The following is a 13,160-nucleotide window of genomic DNA, read 5'->3' as shown; positions in this document are numbered from 1 at the left end:
TAAGACCTCTAGTTTTTATCTTTCTACTTTTAACACAGCAAGGAACGCTTCTTGTGGGATTTCAACACTACCCACTTGCTTCATGCGTTTCTTACCTTCTTTTTGTTTCGATAACAGTTTCTTCTTACGAGAAACGTCACCACCATAACATTTAGCCAATACGTTTTTACGCATCGCTTTAACTGTTGAACGTGCAATGATTTGTGCACCAATTGCAGCTTGAATCGCTACATCAAACATTTGACGCGGAATCAAATCTTTCATTTTTTCAACTAAAGCGATACCACGGTGACGCGCATCATTACGATGACAAATCATTGCCAAAGCATCAACCTTATCACCATTAATTAACACATCAACCTTAACTAGAGATGAACTCTCAAAACGCACGAAATTGTAATCCAGTGAAGCAAAACCACGTGAGCAAGATTTCAATTTATCAAAGAAATCCATAACCACTTCTGCCATTGGAATTTCAAAGGTAATAGATACTTGATTACCCAAGAATTTCATATCTTTTTGCACACCACGGCGCTCGATACATAAAGTCATGACATTACCCAAGTATTCTTGAGGCACTAAGATATGACATTCAGCAATCGGCTCGCGTAAATCTTCAACCGTTGAACCATCAGGCATTTTAGATGGGCTATCGATATAAATCGTTTCGCCATTTTTCATCAATGCTTCATAAATTACGGTTGGCGCAGAGCTAATTAAGTCTAAATCATACTCACGCTCTAGACGTTCTTGTACAATTTCCATGTGTAGCATTCCCAAGAAGCCACAACGGAAGCCAAAACCTAAAGCATCGGAGCTTTCGGGTTCAAAGAACAACGCAGAATCGTTAATCTGTAACTTATGTAGTGCTTCACGGAATGGTTCAAAATCACTAGCATCAATTGGGAATAAACCCGCATAAACCTGTGGTTTTACCTTTTTGAAACCCGGTAAAGTCGCAACATCAGGAGTCGTTGCCAAAGTAATCGTATCACCAACAGGCGCACCAAAAATATCTTTGATCCCAGCGATGATGAAGCCAACTTCACCCGCTTCTAAAATACCGGTATCGGTATGTTTTGGATTAAAAATACCAACTGAAGTGATAATGTGCGATTGACCTGTTGATTTCATCAACATTTTATCACCTTTACGCACACGACCTTGCTTGATACGAACAAGTGATACAACACCTAAATAGTTATCAAACCAAGAGTCAATAATTAAGGCTTGTAAAGGTGCATCACGGTCACCTTGCGGTGCGGGAATAATGTCAACCAATGTCTCTAAAACAGACTCTACACCTAGACCTGTTTTTGCTGAACATGTTGGTGCATGTGTTGCTTCAATACCGATAATTTCTTCGATTTCATGAATAACTCGTTCAGGTTCTGCTTGTGGCAAATCGATTTTATTCAGGACGGGTAATACTTCTAGACCCTGCTCAATTGCGGTATAGCAGTTTGCAACAGATTGCGCCTCAACCCCTTGTGCAGCATCGACAACCAACAACGCACCTTCACAAGCCGCAAGTGAGCGTGATACTTCATAAGAGAAATCCACATGCCCAGGTGTATCAATAAAGTTTAATTGATACTCTTGCCCATTTGGATGGGTATAATACAAGGTTACAGAAGCCGCTTTAATGGTAATCCCACGTTCACGCTCAAGCTCCATAGAGTCAAGGACTTGAGCCTGCATTTCACGGTCTTGCAATCCACCACACATTTGAATGAAACGGTCTGCAAGTGTCGATTTACCGTGGTCGATATGAGCGATAATGGAAAAATTACGTATATTGTTGATATTAACGGATTTCTTAGCTACTGCCATACACTACTCTAAAAATATGTACACGATCATGTACTCAATATCAAAAGTACTTATGACGTGCAAAAAATGAAATATCTTAATTGCTGCACAGTATAAGCAGAACAGGGTCAAAAATATAGTGAGGCTTTGATAAATTCAGATACTATTAATTAAATAGTAAAAACCGTCATTACAAAACAACTAAAATTATTTCCCCCATTTAGATTCATCCCAAAGCCACCAATAAGATGACGCGTTGCAGATGAAGATAATACCTCCTAATTAAGATAGTTCGCGAAGTAGTTGCTCCAAATCATATTCGCCAGTTTTTGTTTGAGCACCTCCCTGCAAACCGCCACGTATTCGTTTTTCAGCAGCAGGAAGCGCAAATAGACCTGCCCATTCCTGATGCTCTCGCAACAAACCCTCTCTCAAATCCGCTGGTTTAACGACTTTCTTTGCAGCGGAAATAACACCTTCTGGCAAAGCAGCAATATTGTTGGCTAGACGGCGAACAAATGCACCCAACTCGTTTGCAGGAAGTGCACGGTTCACCCACCCATATTTTTCTGCCAGCAGCGCATCAATGAGATCCGCACCAAGTATTACTTCTAACGCACGTCCCCGCGTCATTCGCTGTGAAAGATATTGAGTGGCACCGCCACCGGGAATAATACCCATCAATGCCTCACATTGAGCGAGTCCTGCACGACCAATGGCGGCGAATGTCATATCCACTGCCGCCACGAATTCAGCACCACCACCCCGCGCCAGACCTTCGAGTTTGACAATTGTCACTTGCGGTTGTGCCCGAATCATCTCTCCCAAAGCCTGAAATGGGTTCAAGCCATCAGGAGCATTCTTGGCTATCTCATCGAAAGCATGCGGCTCATCAATCAGTGTCATGTCTACATGAGCTATAAAAAACTCTGGATCAGCACTTTGGAAAACGATTACGCGAGTTTGTGGATCATCACGCATCTGAGTGAGAAAACTTTGGATATCGCTCATCACAGCAACATCCAACACATTGACTGGCGGATTATTGATTGTAACAGTAGCCACACCACCATCATGCTCAATGTGAAGTGTAGAATAAGTGGAAATATTCATAATGTACCCTGATTTAGCTGTATATAATCATGGTATCTTATGTATACTAGGTGTCAATTACGCACCTTAAGCATCCTAAGTATGTTGGAGCATACCAATGAACCTTGACCTAGATCCAGTCTACCGTGCCGACTGTCCTAGCCGCGCTATTCTCGATCAAATCGCAGACAAATGGTCAATGCTGGTCTTGATTGTCTTACATGAACCACGTCGCTTCAACGCCATTAAGCGTCGCCTCGAAGGTATTACCCAGCGCGTATTGACACAGACACTTCGTAAGTTAGAGCGCAATGGTATGGTGACACGCACTGTCATAGACGGTAAAACCCTAGGTGTAGAATATGCTTTGACACCACTAGGTAAGTCACTCAAACTACCTTTTAACGCGCTCTACGACTGGACTGTAGAGAATATGGAAAGCATTCAGGCTTGCCAATCTCGCTATGATGAGTGTGATGATGTAATTGGCTCGAATTTCACGAAGGAGTCACCCGTTACTCCAAAATAAAATACGGGGGAGATGGCTACAAACAGTGTCTGAGCTTGGCTTACTTAATTTATCCCGCTTTCCTTTAGACATTAAAAAACCACTCAAATTAAACTATTGATTATTATATATTATCCTGAGATATGCATATAAAAAACCTACATATCTATAGACGTTTTTAGAATTATTGATTTGATAAACAATAATACTCAATACTTTTTACATCAGATTCAATCAACAATCCCTTGCTAATCAGCATAATTCTAGAAACGATTGTGACATTATTTGGTTGATTAGGATTGATTTTCTTAAAATTATTATTAAATACTTTAACGAACCTAATTATACAAATTGAGATCAACTATTTTAAATTGACTATTGACTGCACCGAGTTGTAAAAATGGTTAATCTAATTCGCTTTAAGTTTTTAATTCAGAACAAAGTAAGAAATTTAATATTAAAAGTAAATAGATATTTACTCTGTAGTCTGGCTATTTAATATTTCTACCAACAGTTTAGAACGCAAATATCGAAGCAGATTCATGCATGCCGATTTATTTAAGTTTTATAATTCTACTTCGATATATAATAGCAACTGATTAACTCTAAACTTTAAATTTTTTATTGTGTTTAAACTATCGAGCTTAAATCAAAAGGATCTACTTCAGGATCAACTGGTTGATAGGCTTGAATAAAAGTTGGAGACATCCGTTTTGGACGCCCTGAAGCGATTTCTATACATGCCCATTTGGTATTACCAGTAAAGAGTAAGCTAAGATCTTTAGCATTAAAAAAAGCGTATTGACGAAAAGAATAAAGTGCATTGATCTCATATAGCCAAGTTCTCAGAATAATATCATCATTCAACATCGCTGCTTTGCGATACTGAACATGATGTTCTACTGCAACCATTGCATGTTTCATTTCTAAGTATTGATCTAAGCCAACACCTAATGTTTCGATATGTGCAGAGGCAACATCCTGCATCCATTGTACATACACCACATTATTTACATGACCTAAGAGATCTATATGCTCTGGTTTTACTTTGATTTTTAAATCAAATACTGAACTCATCTCATCATTCCTTTTGCACTTTTAAATCATCCGCATAAGTTTGACATAAAAAAGCCACTCTTTGAGTGGCTGATTCTGATCAGTTGTATTTATTGAATACGTAATCCAATCATAGCATGTTGTCCTTCACGAACAATCGCTACACGTGCTACCGTATTTTTCTGTAGCTCAGACACTGCATCAACAAAATCATTTGGTGTATTTACTTTCTTGTTATTTACTTGTGTGATTACATCACCAGGTAAAATCCGTGACTGTGCAGCTAAGCCGCCTCTGGTCACATCTTGAATAAACACGCCACCTTTAACATTTAAACGATTCTTTTCTTGTTCAGTTAAAGCACGAATCGCAACACCGATGATAGGCCCTTTATTTGGCTTAGCTGAAGTGTTAGTGTTATCAACTTTTGCAGGTGTATCATCAGGTGCAACGGTTAAAGTTGCTGTAATCACTCTCGGTTTATCATCGCGTAAAATTTCGAGCTTAACAGATTGATTTGGCTGAGTACGATTCAAATAGTTCAATAATTCTGAAGTACGTGAAATTGGTGATCCATTATATTTTAGGATCACATCGCCTGATTTAAAGCCCGCTTTTTCTGCAGGTGAATTTGGCGCAACTTGTGTAATCAGTGAACCTTCTGGTTTATCTAATTTATAGGCTTCAGCTAAGTTTCGATCGATATCTTGTAACATTACACCAAGATAAGAACGGGTAACCTTACCATTCTTTTTCAACTGATCAACAACATCCATTGCAACATCAATTGGAATAGAAAATGACAAGCCCATATAACCGCCAGTACCACTAAAGATACGTGAGTTTACACCGACAACCTGACCTTGTTGGTTAAATAATGGACCACCTGAGTTTCCTGGATTTAACGCGACATCAGTTTGGATAAATGGTACCGATGTTTCACCCATCATATTGCGTGACTTAGCACTGACTATCCCTGCTGATGCTGAATAATCAAAACCAAATGGTGATCCAATTGCAAGAACAGGTTGCCCTACTTTAAGTTGATCTACATTACCCACAGATAATGATGGGAAATTATTTCCTTCAACTTTAAGCAAAGCGACATCAGTACGTTCGTCACTACCCACCACTTTTGCATCAATTTCACGGCGATCGTTCAGCATAATTGTTACTTTAGATGCATCTTCAACCACATGGTGATTTGTCAGTAAATAACCATCTTTACTAATAAAGAATGCACTACCATACGCGGTCTTTTCTTGTGGCGCACGTTGTTGTGGAATAATGATTTGATTACCAAAGAAACGCTTTAAAATTTCAGGGACTTGCTGTTGTAACAACTCTTCCTGAGATAATTTTTTAACAACATTAACACTAACAACAGCTGGACTGACTTGTTCAACCAAGTTAGAAAAATCCACAGGCGTTGAAGCTTGAACTTGTGATGTTGCCGCAGCGACAGTAAATACTGCTGCATACATTCCTTTTTGCATTAGACCATTACTCATTTCTCACGAACCTGTATCTGATGATGATTGCTTAAAAATATTTGTAACATATTATTTAATATAAATACGTAAAAATATGTTTACATTTTTTTATAAAACAAGACTTTACTTAATTTTATCTTAAAAGCCTTAGAATATCTTATTTATACTAAAATCTGACACATGTGACTATTGTAATTTGTTAAAAAAAAGAGTGTTATTAGCAAACATTTTTCAAATTAGCTGATGGACATGTCTAATTTAAGCACAACTCATCAATTTGACGTGGTTATTGTAGGGAGCGGCGGTGCTGGCTTAAGTTTAGCCTTATCTTTGCCTGAAAACTTTAATATTGCTGTTTTAGCGAAATCGACCTTAACCGATGCAAGCACGTATTTTGCACAAGGTGGTGTTGCTGCTGTACTTGATGAAACAGATTCCATTCAACAGCATATTGATGACACTATGATTGCAGGCGCACAGTTATGTGAGCTTGAAGCAGTTAAACATACGGTCGAGGGGGGGCGACCTTCTGTCGATTTCTTACTCCACCATGGTGTGCAGTTTACATTAGATCAGGATGAACAATTACATTTGACCCGTGAAGGTGGACATTCGCAACGTCGTATTATTCATTCAGCAGATGCAACAGGTAAGGCCATTTCGACAACACTGGTTCAAAGGGCTCAAGAAAAGAAAAATATTCATATCTTTGAAAATTATATTGCGATTGATTTAATCACCACACATAAATTAGGACATAAACAACAACCTAATCGTTCGGTTGGTCTGTATGCACTTGATGAAAGCAATGAAAAAGTTCATACCTTTTTAGCGCCCTTTACTGCCCTTGCTTGTGGTGGTGCAATGAAAGCTTATTTATACACATCAAATCCTGATATTGCCACAGGCGATGGTATAGCCATGGCATATCGTGCAGGTTGCCGTGTGGCAAATATGGAGTTTAATCAGTTCCATCCCACTTGTTTATATCATCCTCAAGCACGCTCATTTCTGATCACGGAAGCAATGCGTGGTGAAGGTGCATATTTACGTTTACCCGATGGTGAACGCTTCATGTTGCGCTTTGATGAACGTGCAGAGCTTGCTCCAAGAGATATTGTTGCACGCGCCATTGATTATGAAATCAAACGCTTAGGTATCCGTCATGTATGGTTAGATATCAGTCATAAACCTGCTGAATTTGTCAAAGAGCACTTTCCTACTTTATATGCACGCTTATTGGAACTTGGTATTGATATCACCAAGGATATGATCCCTGTTGTCCCAGCAGCGCACTATACTTGTGGTGGTGTGGTTGTCGATGAAAATAGCCAAACTGATTTAGCTGGTTTATATGCGATTGGTGAAACATCCTATACTGGTCTACATGGAGCTAACCGTATGGCGAGCAATTCACTACTTGAATGCTTTGTGTATGGTATGAGTGCTGCTAAAGACATTGAAGCAAAATTTAATCATCACTTTGACATACCCACTGTACCTGAATGGGATGCTTCACTATCGACCAATCCTGATGAAGATGTTGTCATTCTGCAAAACTGGGATGAACTGCGTCAAACCATGTGGAATTATGTCGGGATTGTAAGAACAACAAAACGTTTACAACGTGCATTGCATCGTATTGAAATGCTGAAGAAAGAAATTACAGAATATTATCAGGACTATCATGTCAGTAAGAACTTGATTGAGCTGCGTAATTTAGTCATGGTGTCAGAAATGATTGTTCGTTGTGCCATGCAACGTAAGGAATCACGAGGCCTGCATTATACGCTTGATTATCCAGAGCTTTCCCCTGAATTAAGAAAAACGGTATTAACACCGCCAAACTTTACTGTCGAAACACCCCTGGTAAATGAAGAAGTTTAAAACTCCTTGAAATCTTGAAAAATAGCCAGATGATTCTGGCTATTTTTATATGAGGATATTAGAGTTTATTACCCTTCCATACATGGTCTACATTCTGAATTAAAATTGAGCATGAAAGGTATACATCATAAAGCATGCACGTGAAGCGCGAGACTAGTTCAAAATCCATAAGGGATAGTGTATCTATTGCTAAAGAAATTATTTTTAATTTTTATCTCTGAAAAGTGAGGCATCATCTACATCTACGCAAATCAATTTAAAGTTTTCAATCTAACATGAGACATGTGCAAAATCTTTAATGCTATTAGGTCTTCTATTTGAGAATAAAAAGTTATGTTTGCTGCATATAATTTCGAGGTGAAAGATGCATTATTTTCTTAAACATCATAATAAATGAGCTATCACTATCATAGCCTAATTTCATCGCAACCTGATGAACCGAATTCCCTTCAGTTAACCACTGTAATGCCAATACAACATGTAACTTTCTTCGCCATTGATTAATACTCATCCCTGTTGTTTGATGAAAAGTGCGTGTAAGGCTGCGTTCACTCATACAGCATAACTTTGCCCATTTAGCTAGACTTTGATTTTGCTCAGGGTTCCTCAATAAGTTGTCAGTCATTTTCACTAAACGTAGATCTTGCGGGATCGGTAAAAAAAATGTTGGCTTTACAACCGATTGAATTTCGTCTAACAAACATTGATGTAAACGTAAGCCTTTTTCTGAAAGTACCTTCTCAGACAAGCTTTCAACTCTTTCCAATAGCGCATTAAGTAAATTTGTCACCTGTAACATAGTGCAAGTGAGTTCTGAGAAATGATCAAGTTGGGGATCAATAAATGCAACATAGCCAGAGGAGATACCATAACTACTGACTTTATGTGACACATTTGATGGAATCCATAAAGCATGTTGCGCTGGAACAACCCAAATTCCAGATGGTGTTTCCACAGTAATTAAGCCATTGATGGTCATCATTAATTGGCTTTTTATATGCTGATGTGATGCAAGTTCCCAATCAGGAACTTGCTGATGTATTTTTAATACAATAATTGCTTGGTCTATTTGATCTACAAAAAAAGCATCCACATTATCAAGCATGGTTTACCTATACATTTATCACTTTAAAACTGCGTTGATAACTTTCTGTGCTTGTTGTTGATTGTCTACAATAAACATCGGGTAACCTGTAAACTTAATAAAGTTATTGGCAAATTTTTGCGCCTCTAGTCGAATATTTTCATCAGGTTCAATATGAATCAATGCTTTCACATATTGGGTTAAACTTTCACGTTTTGCTTTTACCCATGCTGCAACTTGCTTGCGTTCTTCATGATCATTTTTTTGTTCAGGAAAAGCGCCTTCACTGATAAAAACAAAAGTTTCTTTGCGACTCAATAATGATTCATAAATTGCAATTGTTTCATCAACTGAAACTGCATCTTCAGCTTGATAACTAATACGAACGATTGGAAAGTTTTCTAAATTTTGAATAAACATGATAATTTCCTTAAATGAGAATAATTATCATTGTATAAATTTATACAGATTGCACATTACTAAATTCAGCCAATAAATACGGTATTCCAGCCAATTTTAAAAGAGTCTAATCTTTATTTTTTCCATAATAAATACGATGTGCTATATGAAAAGTTTCAGCATGTAATTTTGCTAAATCGTCTAAATTCTGATAGCCCCCTGCAAGTACAAACATGATCGGAATATTTTCACGTTTGGCTAGGTTAAACACCATTTCGTCTCTTTTTTGAATTAACTCTGTCGTAAACCATGCTGAACCATAAGGATCTGCTTGATGACAATCCATCCCCGCTTGATAAATAATAATATCTGCTTTCCACTCATTCGCTCGCTGAAATGCTTCATGCAATGCCATGGTATATTGAGCAAAACTTCCATGCTTGGTATGAATGTGACGACTTTCCGCTCGCTCATACGTGGGGTAGCCAAAAGCCAAACCGTAAATACTAAAATTATATAAATTATCCAATCTACGAGTAAAGTCAGCCGTTCCATCACCACCATGCTGATCGCAATCCAAAATAAAAATTCGCTTATTTGAATAATGTTGTGCAATTAGTGCCAAACCATTAAAAGTACAATATGAGCCACCATATTCATAATTTGCATGATGAAACCCTTGCGCAATATTGGCAGCAATTCCATGTTGGAGCGCCAGTTCAGTTGCCAACAATTGCCCAGCATTGATGGAGAGTACCGCATCTCTTAATTGTTCATTCCAAGGCTTAAAACCAGCAAAAGTTGCAAGTTTTGCTGGTTGCCCAGTTAAAAAAGCCTCGACATATTTAGGAGAATGTAAGGCTTTTAAAATCTCTGGTTCAATTTGTTGTGGTTCATGAAATTTATAATGATTAAATTGCTGTAGTTGCTCTGCGACTGCAACAAGTTTTTCCATGCTATTGGTATGTGTTTGAGCAAAATAGCGTGGAGAGAAACAAACATTTAACATAAAACTATCCGAGAATGAGTGCTCTCAATTGTGATTTTGCAACATCATTGAGTTGTTTTATAAGTGTTGTGTCCGGACTAAACAGTCCATTATTCACTTGTTGTTCAAAATGTGTCGTAAATGCCCTTTGTCGATTCTCAGGTGAAATGGCTAAAGTGGTTAATCGCAAGAACCAAAAACCTTGAATCTCTTTATAAGGAATAATATAACCTTTAAACTCTTGATTGGGGACTTTGTTTGCAATTTGTTCGATATCATAATCGACAGAAAATAAGGAACCAATCGGAATACGAATCCCATTCATCAATAAAGGTTGTAAATTTATACACGAATGATTATCTCCCATATTCATTTTTTCAATCAATAACGGACGATTTTGATCATCTACAAAAATATTAATTGAGCCTTGTCTTAACATGGAGCGATGGGCAATCTTTAAGAAAAATGCTTCTGCCATGGGACATGAGCCCACTTTAGGCTTGCCCTCTAGCGTCGGAATTTCAACATAACCTGTTTCATCTGCTGTTTTTGGTAAAATCACATCCTCCAACATAGCGCAAATAACATTACTTTCTTCTAATTGTGCTTGTTGCGATAAGCGTCTCAAGTTTGCTTGAATTGCAACTTCTTGTTCAACTAAGACTTTAAACTCATCATCTTTGGCTTCAGTAAGAAAATTTTGAATCGATTTATTTTGATCTAAGTTATGCCAATCATCGATCTCTAAACCATAAGCATTTTTTTGCTCAATGATTTTTTTTAACTTCTTAAAATCATAATCTTTAAATATTTTTAAATCAGTTGCTTCAATTTGATCACGCGGAAAATTAATGTAATCAGCCAATACTCGTGTAGCCTGCGTATAACCGCAACCACGGCGCTCAGTTTGATGTGAATAGTGTTCATTTAACATCTCCGTCAATTTATCTGATAAAGGAAAAACCCGTTCCTTAAACAAATCTACGACTTCATGACCTGATGACATATTCTTTATTCCATTCAATCTATATTAATATTTTTAAATCAACTATTTATTATGAATAAATTAGCATTATCCCTTGCAGAACTCAATATATCACTCAAGTTGTAATTACATCTATATCAATCAATACAATTGATTATTTATTATTCTTTTTGATACTCATGCTCACATTCATGATTTAAGTATCCATCAACGATCTTTCATCAATCAAAAATGGCCATATTGAGTGAATTAGACTTTTTATCGAAAGCCCCTTCTCCCTTTGGGAGAAGGCTAGAATAAGGGGATTGTATGATGATCTATGCTTTAAAAAAGAACGAACGTAAAAAGTCTATTGTTAATGATGCTTGAACCAAAAATATAGATTGATGATCAAAACAAGCTAACCATCAGTAAAAATAGTGATCATTAAAAACCATCAGAAAACTGCTAGGGATTATAAAAAATCACCCAACAGGTATTTTAAAACCCCTAAATGATTTTTTTTTGTGGTGGAACAGAATAAGTTCCTGTCACATGAGCAACAGGATCATCCGAATCCAAAGAATAAATCCAGACCTCCCCCACAATTAAAGCTTTACCCACTTTCATCAATTTACACACGCCGCGAATATCAACACCACCTGTTGGTTTGCGTAAAAAATTAATATTCATATTGGTTGTGACCGTCAAACCCACTAAACCGATTTCACCCATAATCGCAACATACAGTGCAAAATCTGCTAGGGCCATCATGGTAGGACCTGAAACAGTTCCACCTGGTCGTATATCTTGATCACTGACATGCCAAACCAATGAAGCTCCTTTTTCGGTTACTTCTTCAATTTCACAACGTTGTAAGCTAGGTGAAAAAAATTGCTGTAAGAATTCTACGATTTCAGCTTTCGAGCTTTTCATAATTAAAGTCTTTATATCCATGACCTAAAACAATATAAAGACTTTTTCGGTTCAAAACACTAGGGGCCGTTGACAATTCGTCTATGTTTACGACTATAAGTGTTTTTTAGGCAATACTAGGCACGAAATACGAAATTTAGTCATTCTAAATGATGAGAAACATCGTTTCGCAAGGTAACGAAGTAGTGACAAAAAACACTTAAGTCCCCCCACTGCGCCTTGCGCTGCAAACAAAGCAGTGCTTTGTTCTTGCTCAGGGTTGTGACTAAAATTATCTTAGTCTGCGTTATGAAACTCGAAAATTGCTCAACTGAACTTATTTAGAGGATTGATTGGCACTTATTTTAAATAACTCAACGCCTCGGCAAATACTTGCGCTGGTGCTTGAGTTGCATCTAAACGTTTCATTCGCTGAGAATCGCGAAGATGTATTTCAGAAAAACCACTACGTACCGATTCAAAAAACACCACTTTTTCTTGTTCAAAGCGGTCTAAGGCACCGCGTGCACGTGCACGGTTCATTCCCAATTCAATTGGTGCATCCAACCAAAAAGTAATATCTGGCATTTTAGAAACAAAATTTTCATTGAGCAGTTGTAACTTATCTCGGCTTAACCCGCGACCAGCACATTGATAAGCAAAGCTTGAATCGACAAACCGGTCACACAGTACAATTTTACCCTCTGCCAATGCAGGTAAAATCACAGTTGCCAAATGTTGTGCTCGTGCTGCATACATCAGCAATAACTCAGTGTCATTACTCATCTGTTCTTCATGATTGACAGACAGCAATAATGAACGAATTTGTTCAGCTAAGGGCGTACCACCAGGCTCACGTGTTAAAACAACCTGTTGACCTTGTTGTTGAAAGTAATCAAATAACTTTTGAATGAGCGTGGTTTTTCCTACACCTTCAGTACCTTCAAAACTTATAAACATGC

General features: G+C 37.7%; 12 protein-coding genes. 2 read left to right on the top strand and 10 right to left on the bottom strand.

What is annotated here, in order from left to right; genetic code table 11:
• Positions 1-15 precede the first annotated feature (15 nt).
• Both lepA and AC4CVF_RS03015 read right to left on the bottom strand, forming a co-directional pair.
• Positions 16-1,833 carry a translation elongation factor 4 gene (lepA, locus tag AC4CVF_RS03020; RefSeq protein WP_004717093.1) on the bottom strand — a complete coding sequence of 606 codons (1,818 nt, stop codon included), beginning with the start codon at positions 1,831-1,833 and terminating at the stop codon, positions 16-18.
• A gap of 261 nt (positions 1,834-2,094) precedes the next feature.
• Positions 2,095-2,925 carry an enoyl-CoA hydratase/isomerase family protein gene (locus AC4CVF_RS03015; protein ID WP_490788859.1) on the bottom strand — a complete coding sequence of 277 codons (831 nt, stop codon included), beginning with the start codon at positions 2,923-2,925 and terminating at the stop codon, positions 2,095-2,097.
• 97 nt (positions 2,926-3,022) lie between these two features.
• Between AC4CVF_RS03015 and AC4CVF_RS03010 the strand changes: the two genes are divergently transcribed.
• A complete protein-coding gene (locus AC4CVF_RS03010) occupies positions 3,023-3,433 on the top strand; it encodes a winged helix-turn-helix transcriptional regulator (RefSeq protein ID WP_336951740.1) in 411 nt (136 codons plus the stop codon).
• A 609-nt stretch (positions 3,434-4,042) separates the two neighbouring features.
• On the opposite strand, the gene AC4CVF_RS03005 is transcribed toward AC4CVF_RS03010, so the two are convergent.
• Together AC4CVF_RS03005 and AC4CVF_RS03000 are read right to left on the bottom strand one after the other, a co-directional pair.
• Positions 4,043-4,489 (bottom strand): acyl-CoA thioesterase, encoded by a 447-nt coding sequence (locus tag AC4CVF_RS03005; protein WP_336951741.1) that lies wholly within the window; start codon positions 4,487-4,489, stop codon positions 4,043-4,045.
• A gap of 89 nt (positions 4,490-4,578) precedes the next feature.
• Complete coding sequence (locus AC4CVF_RS03000; RefSeq protein WP_336951742.1) at positions 4,579-5,979, bottom strand: Do family serine endopeptidase; 1,401 nt, start codon at positions 5,977-5,979, stop codon at positions 4,579-4,581.
• A gap of 225 nt (positions 5,980-6,204) precedes the next feature.
• Here AC4CVF_RS03000 and nadB point away from each other — a divergent pair, with 225 nt between their 5' ends.
• Complete coding sequence (gene nadB, locus AC4CVF_RS02995) at positions 6,205-7,848, top strand: L-aspartate oxidase (protein WP_419327174.1); 1,644 nt, start codon at positions 6,205-6,207, stop codon at positions 7,846-7,848.
• A 331-nt stretch (positions 7,849-8,179) separates the two neighbouring features.
• Here nadB and AC4CVF_RS02990 read toward each other — a convergent pair whose 3' ends face one another.
• From AC4CVF_RS02990 to tmk, 6 genes are all read right to left on the bottom strand, one after another.
• Positions 8,180-8,953, bottom strand: a complete 774-nt coding sequence (locus AC4CVF_RS02990; protein ID WP_336951744.1) for an AraC family transcriptional regulator — start codon at positions 8,951-8,953, stop codon at positions 8,180-8,182.
• 18 nt (positions 8,954-8,971) lie between these two features.
• Entirely contained in the window at positions 8,972-9,352 is a 381-nt protein-coding gene (locus AC4CVF_RS02985; RefSeq protein WP_336951745.1) for a hypothetical protein, read from the bottom strand.
• Between the two features lie 106 nt (positions 9,353-9,458).
• On the bottom strand, positions 9,459-10,340 hold the full coding sequence (locus tag AC4CVF_RS02980; RefSeq protein WP_419820185.1) for an arginase family protein: 882 nt from the start codon (positions 10,338-10,340) through the stop codon (positions 9,459-9,461).
• Between the two features lie 4 nt (positions 10,341-10,344).
• The gene (locus AC4CVF_RS02975; RefSeq protein ID WP_490788858.1) at positions 10,345-11,325 is read right to left on the bottom strand and encodes a hypothetical protein; all 981 of its coding nucleotides are present in this window, start codon (positions 11,323-11,325) and stop codon (positions 10,345-10,347) included.
• Between the two features lie 468 nt (positions 11,326-11,793).
• Positions 11,794-12,219: a PaaI family thioesterase gene (locus AC4CVF_RS02970; protein WP_336951748.1), complete on the bottom strand. Its 426-nt coding sequence runs from the start codon at positions 12,217-12,219 to the stop codon at positions 11,794-11,796.
• 339 nt (positions 12,220-12,558) lie between these two features.
• On the bottom strand, positions 12,559-13,158 hold the full coding sequence (gene tmk, locus AC4CVF_RS02965) for a dTMP kinase (protein WP_419327170.1): 600 nt from the start codon (positions 13,156-13,158) through the stop codon (positions 12,559-12,561).
• Positions 13,159-13,160: the final 2 nt, after the last annotated feature.

Source organism: Acinetobacter sp. LipI_19, from assembly GCF_058242925.1.
The sequence above is the reverse complement of the archived record's forward strand: the minus strand, read 5'-3'. Positions and strand labels throughout refer to the sequence as shown.

What these genes read in the sequence shown, in the direction of transcription:
- lepA (WP_004717093.1), bottom strand. Translation starts at nt 1,833, where the DNA reads ATGGCAGTAGCTAAGAAATCCGTTAATATCAACAATATACGTAATTTT.
- AC4CVF_RS03015 (WP_490788859.1), bottom strand. Translation starts at nt 2,925, where the DNA reads ATGAATATTTCCACTTATTCTACACTTCACATTGAGCATGATGGTGGT.
- AC4CVF_RS03010 (WP_336951740.1), top strand. Translation starts at nt 3,023, where the DNA reads ATGAACCTTGACCTAGATCCAGTCTACCGTGCCGACTGTCCTAGCCGC.
- AC4CVF_RS03005 (WP_336951741.1), bottom strand. Translation starts at nt 4,489, where the DNA reads ATGAGTTCAGTATTTGATTTAAAAATCAAAGTAAAACCAGAGCATATA.
- AC4CVF_RS03000 (WP_336951742.1), bottom strand. Translation starts at nt 5,979, where the DNA reads ATGAGTAATGGTCTAATGCAAAAAGGAATGTATGCAGCAGTATTTACT.
- nadB (WP_419327174.1), top strand. Translation starts at nt 6,205, where the DNA reads ATGGACATGTCTAATTTAAGCACAACTCATCAATTTGACGTGGTTATT.
- AC4CVF_RS02990 (WP_336951744.1), bottom strand. Translation starts at nt 8,953, where the DNA reads ATGCTTGATAATGTGGATGCTTTTTTTGTAGATCAAATAGACCAAGCA.
- AC4CVF_RS02985 (WP_336951745.1), bottom strand. Translation starts at nt 9,352, where the DNA reads ATGTTTATTCAAAATTTAGAAAACTTTCCAATCGTTCGTATTAGTTAT.
- AC4CVF_RS02980 (WP_419820185.1), bottom strand. Translation starts at nt 10,340, where the DNA reads ATGTTAAATGTTTGTTTCTCTCCACGCTATTTTGCTCAAACACATACC.
- AC4CVF_RS02975 (WP_490788858.1), bottom strand. Translation starts at nt 11,325, where the DNA reads ATGTCATCAGGTCATGAAGTCGTAGATTTGTTTAAGGAACGGGTTTTT.
- AC4CVF_RS02970 (WP_336951748.1), bottom strand. Translation starts at nt 12,219, where the DNA reads ATGAAAAGCTCGAAAGCTGAAATCGTAGAATTCTTACAGCAATTTTTT.
- tmk (WP_419327170.1), bottom strand. Translation starts at nt 13,158, where the DNA reads ATGTTTATAAGTTTTGAAGGTACTGAAGGTGTAGGAAAAACCACGCTC.